At 40.9% G+C, this 16,607-nt stretch carries 13 protein-coding genes; 9 read left to right on the top strand and 4 right to left on the bottom strand.

Features of this window, described 5'->3' with window-relative positions; all coding sequences use genetic code 11:
* The first annotated feature begins 24 nt into the window (after positions 1 to 24).
* From accA to ABJV04_RS15685, 3 genes are all read left to right on the top strand, one after another.
* The gene (gene accA, locus ABJV04_RS15695; RefSeq protein WP_348492518.1) at positions 25 to 981 is read left to right on the top strand and encodes an acetyl-CoA carboxylase carboxyl transferase subunit alpha; all 957 of its coding nucleotides are present in this window, start codon (positions 25 to 27) and stop codon (positions 979 to 981) included.
* A 57-nt stretch (positions 982 to 1,038) separates the two neighbouring features.
* Positions 1,039 to 2,346: a tRNA lysidine(34) synthetase TilS gene (gene tilS / locus ABJV04_RS15690; RefSeq protein WP_348492517.1), complete on the top strand. Its 1,308-nt coding sequence runs from the start codon at positions 1,039 to 1,041 to the stop codon at positions 2,344 to 2,346.
* Positions 2,347 to 2,541: 195 nt separating this feature from the next.
* On the top strand, positions 2,542 to 3,537 hold the full coding sequence (locus tag ABJV04_RS15685; RefSeq protein WP_348492516.1) for a branched-chain amino acid aminotransferase: 996 nt from the start codon (positions 2,542 to 2,544) through the stop codon (positions 3,535 to 3,537).
* Between the two features lie 161 nt (positions 3,538 to 3,698).
* Here the strand turns inward: ABJV04_RS15685 and ABJV04_RS15680 are convergent, their stop codons facing one another.
* Entirely contained in the window at positions 3,699 to 5,669 is a 1,971-nt protein-coding gene (locus ABJV04_RS15680; protein WP_348492515.1) for a monovalent cation:proton antiporter-2 (CPA2) family protein, read from the bottom strand.
* A gap of 222 nt (positions 5,670 to 5,891) precedes the next feature.
* Between ABJV04_RS15680 and ABJV04_RS15675 the strand changes: the two genes are divergently transcribed.
* Positions 5,892 to 6,776, top strand: a complete 885-nt coding sequence (locus ABJV04_RS15675) for a GGDEF domain-containing protein (protein ID WP_348492582.1) — start codon at positions 5,892 to 5,894, stop codon at positions 6,774 to 6,776.
* Between the two features lie 217 nt (positions 6,777 to 6,993).
* On the top strand, positions 6,994 to 8,022 hold the full coding sequence (locus ABJV04_RS15670) for a GGDEF domain-containing protein (protein WP_348492514.1): 1,029 nt from the start codon (positions 6,994 to 6,996) through the stop codon (positions 8,020 to 8,022).
* A 3-nt stretch (positions 8,023 to 8,025) separates the two neighbouring features.
* Here the strand turns inward: ABJV04_RS15670 and ABJV04_RS15665 are convergent, their stop codons facing one another.
* The 3 genes from ABJV04_RS15665 to tsaA form a co-directional block, all read right to left on the bottom strand.
* Positions 8,026 to 8,865, bottom strand: coding sequence for an MBL fold metallo-hydrolase (locus ABJV04_RS15665; RefSeq protein WP_348492513.1), 840 nt, complete (start codon positions 8,863 to 8,865; stop codon positions 8,026 to 8,028).
* Between the two features lie 180 nt (positions 8,866 to 9,045).
* Positions 9,046 to 10,761, bottom strand: a complete 1,716-nt coding sequence (locus ABJV04_RS15660) for a proline--tRNA ligase (protein ID WP_348492512.1) — start codon at positions 10,759 to 10,761, stop codon at positions 9,046 to 9,048.
* 177 nt (positions 10,762 to 10,938) lie between these two features.
* On the bottom strand, positions 10,939 to 11,643 hold the full coding sequence (gene tsaA / locus ABJV04_RS15655; RefSeq protein ID WP_348492511.1) for a tRNA (N6-threonylcarbamoyladenosine(37)-N6)-methyltransferase TrmO: 705 nt from the start codon (positions 11,641 to 11,643) through the stop codon (positions 10,939 to 10,941).
* A gap of 386 nt (positions 11,644 to 12,029) precedes the next feature.
* Here tsaA and ABJV04_RS15650 point away from each other — a divergent pair, with 386 nt between their 5' ends.
* The 4 genes from ABJV04_RS15650 to ABJV04_RS15635 are packed head-to-tail and all read left to right on the top strand — an operon-like array spanning position 12,030 to position 16,572.
* The gene (locus ABJV04_RS15650; RefSeq protein WP_348492509.1) at positions 12,030 to 12,953 is read left to right on the top strand and encodes an ABC transporter ATP-binding protein; all 924 of its coding nucleotides are present in this window, start codon (positions 12,030 to 12,032) and stop codon (positions 12,951 to 12,953) included.
* A 5-nt stretch (positions 12,954 to 12,958) separates the two neighbouring features.
* Positions 12,959 to 13,687 (top strand): ABC transporter permease subunit, encoded by a 729-nt coding sequence (locus ABJV04_RS15645; protein WP_348492507.1) that lies wholly within the window; start codon positions 12,959 to 12,961, stop codon positions 13,685 to 13,687.
* Positions 13,688 to 13,691: 4 nt separating this feature from the next.
* Complete coding sequence (locus ABJV04_RS15640; RefSeq protein WP_348492505.1) at positions 13,692 to 15,557, top strand: Gldg family protein; 1,866 nt, start codon at positions 13,692 to 13,694, stop codon at positions 15,555 to 15,557.
* A complete protein-coding gene (locus tag ABJV04_RS15635) occupies positions 15,550 to 16,572 on the top strand; it encodes a DUF4340 domain-containing protein (protein ID WP_348492504.1) in 1,023 nt (340 codons plus the stop codon). The genes ABJV04_RS15640 and ABJV04_RS15635 overlap by 8 nt, the downstream gene beginning before the upstream one ends.
* Positions 16,573 to 16,607 lie beyond the last annotated feature (35 nt).

The following is a 16,607-nucleotide window of genomic DNA, read 5'->3' as shown; positions in this document are numbered from 1 at the left end:
TTGTAAACAAATATAAGGTTTGGAATGAGTTTGAATTATCTTGATTTCGAAAAACCTATCGCTGATCTAGAAGCAAAAATTGAAGAACTACGGTTAGTCAATCAAGGCGGTGAGTTTGATGTCGGTATTGAAGAATCGATCACTAAGTTGCGGGAAAAAAGTGCAGAATTGACTGCCAAAATATTTTCCGATTTGGGAGCGTGGCAAGTTTCACAAATTGCTAGACACCCAATGCGACCTTATACATTGGATTATATTCCGCGTTTGTTTGAAGAGTTTGACGAATTAGCCGGTGATCGTGCCTTTGCTGACGATAAGGCAATAGTCGGTGGATTAGCCGATTTTGACGGTCAACCAGTGATGGTTATTGGTCATCAAAAAGGCCGTGATACCCACGAAAAAATTCGTCGTAACTTTGGTATGCCTAAACCAGAAGGCTATCGTAAAGCCTTGCGTTTAATGCACATGGCCGAACGCTTCAACTTACCTATTGTTACCTTCATTGATACTCCAGGAGCCTATCCAGGGGTAGGCGCTGAAGAGCGTGGTCAAAGTGAAGCAATAGCTCGTAACCTGAAAGAAATGGCCGATTTAAGTGTACCTATTATCTGTACGGTGATTGGTGAAGGTGGTTCAGGTGGGGCACTTGCCATTGGTGTTGGCGACAGAGTTAACATGCTGCAATACAGTACTTACTCGGTGATTTCTCCTGAAGGTTGTGCGTCTATTTTATGGAAAAGTGCAGAAAAAGCGCCACTAGCTGCTGAAGCTATGGGAGTCAGCGCAGGACAAATTAAAGACTTAGGTCTGATTAACAACATCGTTGAGGAACCTTTAGGTGGAGCTCATCGTAATCATGACGCCATGGCTGCGAACCTTAAAGCGACTCTTAAGCAACAATTGTCACAATTGTTGAGCTTGTCCAAAGACGAACTGCTCGAACAGCGCTATGAGCGAATTATGTCTTTTGGTTATTGTTAACCTAGATACTACAGCGATTCACAAACCGTCTTGTGTTTACAAGACGGTTTTTGCCTTATGAACCTGCAAAACCGCACTACTGAGCTAGTTTCTCAATTTCTAGAAGGCTCCCCCAAACAAATTGTAATTGCCTATAGCGGTGGCGTTGACTCCCACTTGTTATTGGTCACAGTTGCCGAACTGGTAAGTAAATACCCTGCACATCATTATCTTGCAGTGCACGTTAATCACGGCTTAAGCCCCAATGCTGATCAGTGGCAAAAGCACTGCCAACAAGTGTGTGCCGAACTTAATATTCAGTTTAAAGTTCAACAGGTAAAAGTCGATGCTAGTGCCAACGGCGGGCTTGAAGCCGCTGCCAGGAAAGTTCGCTATCAGGCCCTAGAAGCCATGACTGAACACCATGGTGTGATTTTGTTAGGGCAGCATGTACAAGATCAATTAGAAACGATTTTACTGCAATTAAAACGTGGAGCTGGTCCCAAAGGGTTATCTGCCATGGCGCAATCATCAGTAAATGAAAATAGCATTACCCTTGCCCGGCCTTTTCTGGGATTAGAAAAACAGGATATTGTGCAACTAGCTCAGCAAAAAGGCTTGCAATGGATCGAGGATGAGTCGAATCAAGATACCCGATTCGATCGTAACTTTTTGCGTAGCCAAATAATTCCATCCTTATTAGAACGCTGGCCAAATCTAGCATCTGCCGCCAATCGCTCTGCGCAGTTGTGTGCAGAGCAACAACAGTTGCTTGATGAGGTAAATGCCAAACATTTACAAGCCATGGTTAATCAACGATTTGCCATCCATATCGGGAAATTACAAAGGCTTTCTGAGGCTTGGCAGAACCAAATAGTACGATTCTGGTTGGCTGAACAGAAGGTTGAAATGCCCTCTCAATCGGTGTTAGGCGAATTACCTAAGCTTCTTGGTGCCAAACCGGATGGCAACCCCATCATTGATATCGGTCTATACCAGTTGCGACGCTTTAGAGAACATCTGTATTGTATAAAAAAACGAAAACCAGAGCTTGATGTCAAACTTACCTTAACTACCAGTAACACCCGCTTGCCTAATGATTTGGGGCATTTACATATTGACGAAAAATATATTGGCCAACTACTCATAGTCTCTCGCGCCAACAACCTGAAATTCAAACCACTTGGCTCGCCTCATTCGAAGTTATTAAAACAATGGTTTAAACAATGGGATGTGCCCGTTTGGGAAAGAGAGCGGAGCTTGATGTTATATTGGCAAGACAACGTCATTGCCGTGTTATGTGAACAACACATTACTTTTGCCAGCGAAATTCCCTGTGAACTTAGAACAATGCTTCATTTTCGACCAAACCCACCGCAACTTTGATTCAATTTTCGACGATTTTGGGTTTTCACGCTTACTCGTAGCCAATCATGAGCACTAAAATACATTTTTATCTCTTCAACGCTAGTGTTTGCCCCTGCTTCTAGCGTAAAATCAGTAAGATATTACATGCTGGGTTTAATTTTAAATTCTGTCGGTTAATTGACCTTATTCAAATATTGGAGAATTGAGACTGTTATGGCTGCATTTGGAACTGTTTTTATGCCTGAAATGGCACTTGCTACCTTTGAAAATAATCACTGGAGTAAGGCTGAATATGTCAGCGCTGAAAGTATACAGATGCATCCTGGAGCCCACGTCTTGCATTACTCCAGTACCTGTTTCGAAGGACTGAAAGCATTTCGACATAAAGATGGCAGCGTTAATATTTTTCGTATGGAAGAAAATATTAAACGTATGGCGCAAAGCTCTAAATTACTGTTTTTACCAGACTTTGATGAAAACCAGTTGTCGCAAATGATTATTGATATGGTAAAAAAATACGCTGACGAAGTACCTCAGCCTCCAGGTTCGATGTATATCAGACCCACTCATATTGGTACTGAGCCATCTATTGGCAAAGCCGCTGCACCATCGGCGACCTCAATGCTGTATGTTTTGTTATCACCAGTGGGAGACTACTTTGCTGGTGGTGCTCGTCCTTTACGACTACTTCTAGCCGAAGACGGTATGCGTTGTGCGCCGCATATGGGCATGATTAAAAGTGGTGGAAATTATGCTAGTGCTCTAGGGCCAATATTGGAAGGCAAAGCGAAATTTAATGCTGACCAAATTCTGTTTTGTCCTGATGGTGATGTGCAAGAAACCGGTGCTGCCAACTTTATCTTGATAGATGGCGATGAAATCATTACAAAAGCCTTAGATAGTTCATTTTTACATGGTATTACTCGGGCGACTCTACTGACCTTAGCAGCCGACTTAGGGATGAAAGTGAGTGAGCGTAACCTTTCGGTTGATGAATTATTGGAGCGCGTAGCCAAGCCGGGTACTGAAGCTGCTCTTTCTGGTACCGCCGCGGTTCTGACTTCGGTTGGCACTTTAATCCACAACGGCAAAGATATTCAAGTGGGCAGTGGTGAAGCTGGTCCTAAGGCTATTAAGTTGCGTCAGGCGCTTAATCAAATCCAATGGGGCGAAGCACCTGATACCCATAATTGGTTAACGAAAGTCTAAGCTAAAACAAGTGATGCAATTAGTCTGACTTCCTCAGCTAATAGCAAATTCCCAAATGCAGCCAACATGGCTGCATTTTTGTTTGTAACTATAAAACTTGGCTTTCTATAGCTGTATAGCTTGGTCAGTGAGCGCTTTAGAAAGCGGGATGAAATAGACGTTTAACTTCCCTCTAATAAAAAGTGTTCTGTACGCTCTACTCGTCGTGGTTTGCCCGAAATAACGATAACATCGTCTGCTTGCAGTGGTTGAGTCATGTCGGGTTCAGTGATTTCATGGTGGTTACGGCGTAATCCATGAACACTAATTTTACGTTTACTCAACTCGAGTTGAGCAATTGATTTACCAACGGCAAAAGCTCCATCGGTTAGTTGTACCGCGTGCATAAATTCGAGCTTATCCTTGGTACCTTGACTAATTTCAGTGGTTTCTCCGGGAAAGAAACCGTGCATATGCCGATAATGGTCTTTTCGTTCAGAACGCACCCGTTTTAATATCCGAGCCATGGGGATGCCTGATAAATGTAGGATCTGTGATACCAACATTAAACTCCCTTCGAGAATTTCGGGTACAACTTGGCTAGCACCTGCGGCATACAGTTCTTCTAAATGATAATCTTTTCTAGTTCTCACCACTATGGGCAGTTGAGGATGCATTTCCGCTATTATCTTGATCACATCCAGAGCTTTTTGATGCTCATCGAAGGTGATCAATACTAGTTTAGCCGTATCTATTCCTGCGGCCTTTAAAATATCTGGTTGGCAGACATCTCCAAATACCACAGTTTGTCCAGCACTGCGGCTTTCATTGACACGAACGGGGTCAAAATCCACCACCAAATAGGGAATTTTTTCGATTGTTAGTAATCGGCTGACAGATTGGCCTACACGGCCAAACCCCAGAATAAGAACATGATCTTGCATATTAGGGTGGTAATTATCTTCATCCCCAGGGGCTAATTGTAAGTGGGGTTTTCCGATAATATATTTCGCCATTAAAAGGCTATTTTCAATCAGCCAAGGGGTCATTGCCATGCTTAACACCCCGATAGCCATGAGAAGAGAGCCTTGCTCAGCACTGAGTATTTGATGGTTGACTGCCAGTGCGGCAATGATAAAGCTAAATTCGCCTATCTGACAAAGCTTTAAGGCCGTTGACCAAGCATCGAGCTTATCGGCCTTAAATAGCTTTCCACAAACAGCAATGATTAAGGTTTTAAATAGCATGATTATGATTAGGCCAAGCAACACCCAATGTAGTTGTGATGCCAATGTTTGCATTTCCAAACGCATGCCAACGGTTATGAAAAACAACCCCATGAGAATATCTCTAAAAGGTCGAATATCAGCCTCTAGTTGGTGCCTGTACTGACTTTCACTTAGCATCATGCCTGCTAAGAATGCTCCTAAGGCCATGGATAAGCCAAAGGAATAGGTTAGACCTGCAGCGGCAAGGGCAACTAATATTGTGGTAAGTACAAAGAGTTCATCGGTGCGAGTCCGAGCCACTTCATTGAATATCTTGGGTAACAACCATTTACCCACGGACATTAAAATAGCGACTACCACTGTGCCTTTTAATAACGCCATTACTATGGCAAACCATAGGCTGGTATGAGATTGATCTGATAGCAGTGGCACTAAAATAAGTAAGGGAACCACAGCTAAATCTTGAAATAGTAAAATACTAACGACCATTTGCGCTCGTGTGGTATTTAGGGTTCCCCTTTCACTCATTTGTTTAATGACTATGGCTGTGGAGGAAAGGGCGATCATCCCTCCAATTATTAATCCAGCTTTTAAATCAAACCCGAATACACTGGCTACGCCCATAAAAAACAGCGTTGTGATTATCATTTGTGCTAAACCAATGCCGAATACCAAGTGTCGCATCGCCATAACTTTAGGAAGAGAAAACTCCAAGCCTAAGGAAAATAGCAGAAAGACAATGCCTAATTCGGCAAAAAAGTGGATTTCTTCTGGGTGGTCGATGATGGCTAACATATGTGGCCCAGCAGCCACGCCACAGGCTAAATATGCGAGTATTGGCGGCAAGTTTATACGCCTAAAACCCCACACAATTAAAACCGCTACGGTCATCAATATTAAAATGTTGGCGAAACCCACATGCATAAATCTATTCTCTTTATTTCGCTAATTTTGTTGTTGTGTTGGTTTAACTAAAGAGGATTAACTTCAGTGCCCAGCTATAGCAACACGACTACTTTAATCTTAGCAGCGATCAATGGCACAGTGATTGCTAAATAACCAAATATAAGACATTTCTAATTAACTCATTGGCTATTTAGCTACGAATTCGCCAAAAAATTGGCAGGAGCACTCGTTTTGGAGCATATGACACAGGTTTTTGACGCTGGATTGACTGACAACAATTTGTTTGGCGCAGATTCTCATAAAAGTGGCTTGAGTCATACTGAGTCCCATCAAGTCATGTTGAAACTGTCTACGAGTATTGATTTACAGGAGTTATCTCAACTTTTCTATCGCCTGTTGAAAGCAAAAATCAATCTAAAAGGCTTAACAATTAATTATCCTGATGGTTTTTTAACCTTTGGTAATACAGAAAAATCGATACATAACAAAACATTAGACCAAGTAAGTCGGCACTCCATTTTTGCGACCCTAATCTACTCTTTCTCTAATGTACTAAGCTTGCGGGAAAGCGCGATACTCAGCGATTTGCATCGTTTGTTTAAGTTTCCTTTAAAAAATGCCCTTGATTTTCAGAGAATTAAACAACTTGCTCTTAAAGACCACCTAACGTCTTTAGGCAATAGAGTACATTATCAAGAATCGTTAATAAGACTGCTTAGTCATGCTAAACGTGCCAGCGAAAGCTTTGGTTTACTGGTCATCGATTTAGATAAGTTTAAATCAGTAAATGATACCTTTGGTCATCATGAAGGCGATCAAGTTTTGATTGCTGTAGCAACTGTACTAAATCAATCATTGCGAAATAGTGATTACGCTTTTCGTTTTGGTGGGGATGAGTTTTGCTGTCTTTTACCTGGTAGTGATGCACTTGTAAATAGTAAGATAGCTGAACGTATTCAAAGGCTTATGAGTAAGAATGTGGTTTTAGCTAAGTACAATATTTCCTGCAGTATTGGCAGTACGATGTATCAATTCGGCGATAATCAAGAAACATTGTTTAATCGAGCGGATAAAGCCTTATATGCGGCAAAGCAAAATGGAAAAAATTGCTATAAAGCGGCCTAACTTAGTCACCTCGCGGCAAAAATCTGCAGTCTGATCTTCGATTGTGGCAATATTAATGCGGATTCTTTAAGGATTACGTACCTTTTTACCTTCAAAAATACTAGACTGTCACTTATAACAAGTTTATTTTTATTTCTTTTAGTAATAAATGGCAAATGGATTGGCTGCCCCTATACTGGTATATCTGTAGGCTTATTTATGTTGTATGAGACTATTTATGCATAGTGATTTTGACCACAACACCCAATACCGACGCAAGGTTTTACAAGTATTGCTAGTGATCACCTTTGTAGGTGGTTTTGTTTTCGGTTTGATCAATATTTATCGAGGATTATACATTTTAGCTGGATTAGAGATGGGATACGGAATTTTTTCCTTTCTAGTGTGGCGACGAATAATGAATACAACACGTTTTCAATTCTGGGTAACGGCTTACCTTTTACCTTTTTTCTCCATAATGATGTTCGCCTTGTCAGTGCCTAACTCTTCTCAGTCTATCTATGTTTGGATTTTGACTATTCCTGTCATTTCTTATCTATTAATGGGAAGAAAGCCTGGACTTTATTTTTCCATTGTTTTTATGACTCTCGGAATTTGTATATTTCATTTAAAGTTTCTAACGGACGATATTCCACTAAATGTTACTGTATCTTTGAATGTGATATTGAGTGGGGTACTAATGATAGCCCTAGCCCATGTTTACGAGCGTAATCGCGAGACTAATGAAGAGCGGTTATTGGAATTGGCCGGTACCGATAAATTGACGGGGCTAGCCAATAGAATGAAGCTTATTGATTCGTTTGCTGCAACTAGTGAGTATGCTAAACGGCATAACCTTGATATGTCTGTCGTGCTATTTGATTTGGACTTTTTTAAAAATATAAATGACTTGCACGGTCATCATGGTGGCGATGCTGCACTGTGTTTTGTGGCCGATTTTCTGAAAAAGCATACGCGAAAAAGCGATTTACTCGCTCGTTTTGGAGGAGAAGAGTTCGCTTTAGTCATGCAAGGCTCTAAACCAAAGGACAGTTTTCAACAAATTGATTCTTTGCGTAAGAAGCTATTAGAAACCCCGTTTATATACAATAAACAAACCGTCAATATAACTTTCAGTGCAGGCATTTCCCATTACGGTGCTGATGGAGTCAATCTAGACGATTTACTTGTTAAAGCTGATGAACGTTTATACCTTGCTAAAGAAAAAGGGCGCAACTGTGTTGTCGACCATAACTTGAAGGATTAATCGTTAAAACTTAATTGCCAGACCTTCTGCAGCGGCAAACACTTGAAGATCATCTTCTGCAATTGCAATAACTTCCTGACAATGGGATTCAATGGCAGCAATATCATCATCTGTTCTAATATGATCATGGCTGTAAAGTGCTAAACGTTTAGCTCTGCATCCTAAGGCTAACTTTACCGCTTCTTCTGCTACTGAATGTCCCCAGCCTGATTTTCCTGGCATATCAGACAACATATATTGAGCATCATGGATAATAATATCCGCACTCATCGCGAATTCTACCCATTGTAAAAAGTCTGTTTCTTTGCGGTAGGGAGGATAAAGCTCATTGTCGGTAATATAGGCAACTTTAGCGCCATCGGCTTCTATCACGTAAGAACTCCCACTGCCGGGATGATTCATTGGATGGCGATGAATTTTAGCACTGCCAATTTGCCAACTATTTATCCCTTCTGGAATCGGTTTGAGTTCGATATTGGATTGTAATGTATCGTGATGAACAGGAAAGTAACTACCAGACATCTGATTTAAAATAGCGTTATTTTCTTCTAGTGTCGTCATACCAGGGGTGATAAATATGTTTCTGCCAGGCTGGTATATAGGCGCGAAGAACGGGAAACCTTGAATGTGATCCCAATGATTATGGGTAAGTAACAAATGTACATCGGTTTGTTTGGTAATTAATTTCTGACCGAGGTTTTTAATCCCTGTACCTGCATCTAGAATAATGTCTGTGCCATCATCTAATTCAATGTGCACACAGGCTGTATTACCACCGTATTTTACATATTCCGGACCCGGTGCTGGTATTGAACCTCTTACACCGTAAAACGTTAATTGCATAATCCATCTCTTAGTTTCAGTTTGTCCGCACGAACCTATTATTCGCAGATATTAGCATAGCGTATCACTGACCAATTCAACAAATAAGATGTAAAGTTATTCAAAGTTATTGAAAAGTATATGGATATAGGATGTAGGAGACACAATACCAACCACAGGGTTGGTATTGTGACTTACTGACTACTGATTTTGTAAAAGGGATAAGACATCTTCGATGCTAACTATCTGTTTTTCACCAGACCGTCTATTTTTATATTCAACGTTGTTTTCATCTAGGTTGCGTTCACCGATAACAATGGTGTGAGGAATACCGATTAATTCCATATCGTTGAACATGACACCTGGGCGTTCTTTACGATCATCAAACAACACATCTACTCCCGCTGCCACTAGTTGTTCGTAAAGTGATTCTGCAACCTGTTGAATGCGGTGAGATTTGTGCATGTTCATTGGGATCAAAGCAACTTTGAAAGGAGCAATTGCTTCAGGCCAAATAATGCCGTACTTATCGTGATTTTGTTCAATGGCAGCAGCCACAATTCGTGACACTCCAATTCCATAACATCCCATAGTTAGTACTTGATGCTTGCCTTGTTCATTAAGCACACCACAGCCCATGGCTTCGGAATATTTATCGCCTAACTGGAAGATATGCCCAACTTCAATGCCTCGCTTAATTTCCAGTGAGCCTTGTCCATCAGGAGAAGGGTCACCAGCTTCTACATTGCGTAAATCGGCAACTTGATAATCGACAATGTCTTTTTCCCAATTTGCACCTGTAAAATGGAATCCTGTTTTATTTGCACCGCAAACAAAATCAGTTAAGTGGGCGGCACTTCGATCCACAACCACAGGAATAGATAGCTCCATTGGCCCAATTGAACCAATCTCACAATTTAAAGATTGCAAAATTTGCTGCTCGCTTGCCATTGTTAGGGGAGCATATACGGAATCTAGTTTTTCGGCTTTAATGTCATTTAAAGTGTGATCGCCGCGCAGTACAAGTGCTACTAAACCTTGCTGACCTTTATCATCTTGTTCACCTAATACGATAATCGTTTTGACAGTTTTGTCGGCACTAATATCAAAATGCTCGCATACTTGTTCAATGGTTTTCACATTAGGCGTAGCGACTTGTGTTTTAACCGCCATGATAGGTGCTTTTTCGGTAACGGGTGAAATAGCTTCTGCCATTTCAATATTAGCCGCGTAATCTGACCCATTGCTGAAGGCAATAGCATCTTCACCGGACTCTGCTAGAACATGGAATTCATGGGAAACAGCACCACCAATTGAACCTGAATCTGCTATTACTGGGCGATATTCAAGTCCCAATCGTTCAAAAATATTGCAGTAAGCCTGAAACATTCCGTCGTAAGTCTGTTGTAATGACTGTTCTGAAGTATGGAATGAGTAAGCATCTTTCATGGTAAATTCGCGACCGCGCATTATGCCAAAGCGAGGACGAACCTCATCACGAAATTTAGTTTGGATTTGATAAAGGTTTATGGGTAATTGTTTGTAACTGCTAATTTCATTTTTCACTAATGCAGTAACAACTTCTTCGTGAGTTGGACCTAAAACAAAATCGCGGTTATGTCGATCTTTGATGCGCAATAACTCCGGACCATACTCATCCCAACGTCCACTTTCTTGCCAAAGATCTGCAGGTTGCACCACTGGCATTAACATTTCTATTGCCCCGGCTTTGTTCATTTCTTGACGAACAATATCAGCCACTTTATTCAGCACTCGCAAACCACTGGGCAGCCAAGTATACAAACCAGAAGCAAGTTTACGAACCATACCTGCCCGTAACATTAATTTGTGACTAATTACTTCCGCATCAGCAGGAGTTTCTTTTTGGGTAGATAATAGATATTGGCTGGTACGCATCAGCTTAGTAGGTCCTTATTTTGCTCTTAAATCGTAAACGGACGACATTCTACCAGCACCCTTTAAAAGGCAAAAGAGATATTCTTCTAGTTGCCGAAAAAGGTTTAGTTAGGCGACAAAAGGTTAGTTCAACTGAGGGATGAACCGCAGATTCAACAGAAAAGACGGGACCTAGTCTTATAACTTACTTATTTGCTCTACAACACAGGCATTTTGTAGCACTCGCCATTGGATATTCAGGTCATACAAGGCGACCCCATATAGGCGATCACTGGTTTTGGTTTTGTGATATGCCGGACGAGGGTCTTGACTTAATATTTGTTCGATCAAAATATCTAAACGTGGATGTTGTTGTTGGTAAATAGCCAATTGCTCACGTGCGCTTTGGGAGAACGTTACCGCGAGCGTCTCTTGTGGTTTAGTTTGTCCATATCCCGCTTCTGCATAGGGAATACTGTCTGAATAGGGAATATAAGGTTTAATATCGATAATCGGCGTGTTGTCGAGTAAATCCATTCCAGAAACCACAATACGGGATTGAGAATTGACTAATATAACCTCTTCGAACTTAACTGCACTAATACCTAAGTTATTAGGGCGATGTGTGCTGCGTGACGCAAATACACCTACTTTTTCATTGCCGCCAAGACGAGGTGGACGCACCAATGGCGAAGTGGATTTATTGGCAGTTTGATGAAATTGAAAAACTAACCATAAATGACTGAACTGTTCGATACCACGAATAAAATCAGCAGAATTAAATCCTGGGGCAAAGGTTATTTGACCCATAGCAGCAGTCACTAAACCAGGCTGCCTGGGAATGGTAAATTTTTCTTTGTATGGGGTGTTGATATGCCCAATGGGGCTTATTTCAATGGGCATGTAGGCCTTTGTAAACGTTATCTTTTATTTTAATTTATGGTTGAGAATGAGAAGACACATTTTGCAACACAATGACATTAGATTGAAACCTTTATATAAAAGCTAATCTGTTACAATTTGATTGTTCACTTCCCGAACCAACCTTAGACTTAAACTTGGAACAAATTAACATTTTACCGAGTTTAGGTCTCTTTTTTTGATACTCTAAAAGATATTGGCATCAGGTTGCATTTTTAATACACTTTTTTGCATTGAAAGTGCGACATTCTGACGTCTTATTAATAATAAAAATTTTCTTAATTGTTCGCGTAAATTCTTGATTTCTTTTTTCTGAGTACCATATTCACTAAGAATTTGGACAACTCACTGATCATAATGGGAATAACATGATCTATGTAAAAAATTTAACGAAGATTTTTGGCGATTTTGTCGCCGTTAATCATCTTAGTTTCGATATCCAACCTGGTGATGTTGTTGGCTTCCTAGGGCCAAATGGTGCGGGTAAGTCCACAACTATGAAAATGCTCACAGGTTTTATTACACCGGATGATGGTGAAATATTAATTGATGACTTATCAATTTACGAAGACGCGAAAAAAATAAAGCAAAAAATAGGTTATTTGCCTGAAGGGGCGCCCGCATATGGCGATATGACACCCTTGCAATTCTTGAATTTTATTGCCGCGATTCGAGGCTTAAAAGGAGACTTGAAACGGCAACGAATTAGTCATGTGATTAATAAGATTGATTTACAATCGGTGTTAGATAAACCCATTGATAATTTATCTAAGGGATTTAAGCGTCGCGTCGGATTAGCCCAAGCATTATTGCATGATCCACAGATATTGATTTTAGATGAACCCACAGACGGACTTGATCCTAATCAGAAACATCAGGTTCGCGAACTCATTCAAAATCTTGCAAAAGACAAAATTGTAATTATTTCCACCCATATACTCGAAGAAGTTTCGGCGCTATGTAACCGGGTGATGATTATAGCTGCGGGTCAAATGAAGTTTAATGGCACACCCCAAGAACTCATCCAGAAATCCAAATACCATAATGCCATTACGCTGCATTTGAGCTATCCATCTGATACCTCTGGTTTTCTAGATGTGCCAGGGATAGTTGATATTCTGCCAGATCGCGCCACAGGTAAAGTGACCTTGTTAACAGAGCCTGGCAGTGATGTATTGCATGACGTAAACCAACATATTCATGAACGTCGGTTACCCGTAGATACCTTGTATGTTGAGCCGGGCCGTCTTGATCAGGTGTTTAGAGAATTGACACAGGGAGCGAAGCAATAATGGGGATGATTACGACACTATTTAAACGCGAGATAGCGAGCTTTTTTGCTACACCAGTCGCGTACGTTTTTATTACTATATTTTTGATTCTGTCTGCAGTTTTTGCATTTTTTATTGGTAGTTTGTACGAGCGTGAGCAAGCAGACTTATTACCCTTTTTCAATTTCCACCCTTGGTTATATTTATTTTTGGTACCAGCAATCGCTATGCGCACTTGGTCTGAAGAGCGTAAAAGCGGAAGTATCGAGCTATTGATGACCTTACCAATTAGTAGCTTGCAGGCGGTTATTGCAAAATTTCTAGCGTCTTGGGCGGTGCTTGGCTTGTCACTATTGTTAACTTTCCCATTGTGGCTAACCATCAATTACCTAGGCGAACCGGATAATGGTGTTGTGGTTGCAGCTTATTTAGGTAGTTGGTTAATGGCCGGAGCATTTTTAGCAATTGGAATGTGTATGTCAGCGATGACTAAAAACCAGGTGGTGGCCTTTATTCTAGCGGTGGTTGTGTGCTTTTTGTTTGTGGTCAGTGGTAGCAATATTGTATTGGATGCATTTAAAAATTGGGCGCCATCAATGTTAATTGATACGGTGGCTTCATTCAGCTTTTTAACTCACTATGAGTCACTTGCCAAAGGTGTTATTGCCCTTAATGACGTGGGCTACTTCTGCATTTCAATTGTAATTTGGTTGTACGCCAGTTTATTGATTATTGAACGTAAAAAGGCGGATTAATAAGATGAGTAAATTTTCCACCTCTATTATTTTAATTTTGTTAGCGGTTTTATTTTTTGCGTTAACGGTGCTGAACAATCAGTTGTTGAGTCCACTTCGTCTCGATTTAACCGAAAACCAAGTTTATTCTCTATCGGATGGCAGTAAGGAAATTGTCTCGAATATTGATGAACCCATTAATTTATATTTCTTTTTTTCGGATAAGTCATCTAAAAGCATGACTTCACTGCGCAATTATGCGACTCGTGTAGAAACCATGTTGCGTGAATACGCTAAAGCAGCTGATGGTAAAATTAATTTACATGTTGTTGATCCGGAACCGTTTTCAGAAGCTGAAGACCAAGCTAACGAGTTTGGACTTACCGCTGCAACCCTCGGTAATATGGGAGACGCCATATATTTGGGGTTAGCGGCGACTAACGCTTTGGATGACCAAGAAATCATTGGTTTCTTTGACCCTCAAAAAGAAAAGTTTCTTGAATATGAAATCAGTAAATTAATCCACAAACTATCACAACCTGAATCGGTCAAAATAACCTTGGTAACTGACTTGCCTCTAGCAGGTGGACAAAATCCAATGACAGGTCAGTTTGACCCAGCTTGGACGTTTTATACTCAGTTACAACAACTGTACGAAGTGGAGCAGGTTTCGAATAGTGCTGAAACCATACCGGACAATACAGATGTGCTGATGTTAATCCATCCTCAATCGTTAAATGAAAAGCTGTTGTACGCAGTAGATCAATACGTTATGCAAGGTGGAAAGTTGATTGTTTTTGTGGACCCAAAAAATGAATCCGATCCAATGGCAATGATGGCCGGTATGGCTGCTTCGGATGACAATAATTCTAACCTAACTCCTTTATTCGATGCCTGGGGGTTGCAGTTTGATGATAGTCAGGTATTGCTTGATGCTGAGCTTGGCTTAGACATACGCACTGCTGATGGTGGTGTGGCTAGACACTTTGGTTTTGTCGGGATTCAATCTCAACAACTCGACCGTGACGACGTTACCACTGCCAACTTAGAGATTATTAATGGCGCGTCGTTTGGGGCCTTTAGTAAGTCTAATAGCAGCAACTTACGATGGACTCCGTTGATGCGATCTTCGGCTAACTCCGGATTTATGGACGTGTTTACCTATTCTTCTTTGCAAGACCCCAATGCACTGGCTCGGGAATTTACTAACCAAAATAGACAACATGTACTGGCGGCTAGATTACAAGGAAGGGCTTCTTCAGCTTATAAACAAGCCCCAGATGATAGCGTCGTTGAAAGTGCTCATATGTCCTCCACTAATCAATTAAACGTTATTGTGGTGGGAGATACAGATCTATTGGCTGACCGATTTTGGGTGCAGCAGGCGAATTTCTTTGGTGAAATTGTTTACACGCCTTTTGCCAATAATGGCGATTTTGTTACCAATGCCGTAGAGAATTTAAGTGGCAGTGATGCGCTTATTAGTATTCGCAGTCGCGGTACATTCGCACGTCCATTTAATACCGTGGATGCATTGAAAGTTGAAGCAGAGCGCAAGTTTCGCGAACAAGAACAACTTTTACAGCAGCAATTAGATGAAACCGAACAGCAACTTGCGCAATTGCAAAACCAGCAAGTGGAAGGCGCTGGTTTGGTTATGACGCCGGAACAACAGCAAGCATTAGATGAGTTTGTTGAAAAGCGTACAGAAATTCGAAAAGCCTTGCGTGAAGTAAGGCATCAATTGGATAAAGATATTGAGGAACTGGGAAATTGGTTGAAGTTTATTAATATTGCCATCGCCCCTATCGTATTAATGCTTGTTCTTATGTTACTTGCAAGACTATTGAGAACACGCTCTAAAGGTGATGAGGGGTTACCCTATGAATAAACAATTGGTTTCGTTAGTCGTTATTATCGCTGCGTTAGCGGCGGCTATTTACTTTCTAACTATAGGCGCTAATCAAGCGTCTGATGAAAAACTGAAATTGTTTCCTGAACTTGCTGAACAAGCTCAAAAGATTCAACAAATACAGGTTTCCAATGCAAATGGAAGCTTAATTGATGCTCGTCAATCGCAAGGTCAATGGATAACCGTATTACCCGTGAGTGAGCGTGAGTATCCGATGCAGCAAAAAGCATTGTCGGAGCTGGTGGATGGTTTATCAAAAGCGGTCTTATTCGAAGCTAAAACGGCCAAAAGCGAAAACTTTGCGCGTTTAGGTTTGCAGGATATTGACCAGGTAGACAGTCAAGGCACACTCATAAAAATACGCATTGGTACTAAAGATTATCAGGTGTTAATTGGTGCTCGTGCGAGTCTAGGCCAAGGATCATTTGCGCGCTTAATCGGCGAGAAACAAACCTGGCTGTTGGACCGCATCATTAACTTACCAACGGATCAATACGCGTGGTTAAAACAACCTATTTTGGATGTCTTAAAAGAGCAAGTGAGTTACCTGCGCCGTGAAGGCAATGCAGGTTTTGAAATTCAAAAAGATTTTGAACAAGAAGATGGATTTACGTTAAAAGGTTTAGGCGAAAGTGAAGAGCTCAAATACCAAAGTATTTTAAGTGCTTTTGTCGATAATCTAGTTAATCTGAAATTTGACAAAATTGTAGATGCTGGAGAATCCGGATTTGATCCGCAATCAGTGACCGCCACTTTTGAAGTGGGTCTAGAAGATGGCCGTATTCTAAATATGTGGCTGTGGGAACACGCAGATGCCGATTATGTTCGCTTTGAAGGTGATTTCGGTAAGTATTGGTATGATGTTAATTATCAGTTATCTAGCTTTTCTGCAGGGCAAATAGATAAAGTTTACGCTGATTTTATTCAAGATAAGAGCTCGCAAATTCAGCTACCGCAAGAATTTCCAATTGATGAAGGTGAATCGCCACAATAAGCAATTTACGTTGTACTTCATTTAAATGTTAGGTG

This window comes from Aliiglaciecola sp., assembly GCF_039982535.1.
In the GTDB taxonomy this organism is placed as follows: Bacteria; Pseudomonadota; Gammaproteobacteria; order Enterobacterales; family Alteromonadaceae; genus Aliiglaciecola.
This window is presented reverse-complemented; position numbering and strand designations above follow the sequence as displayed.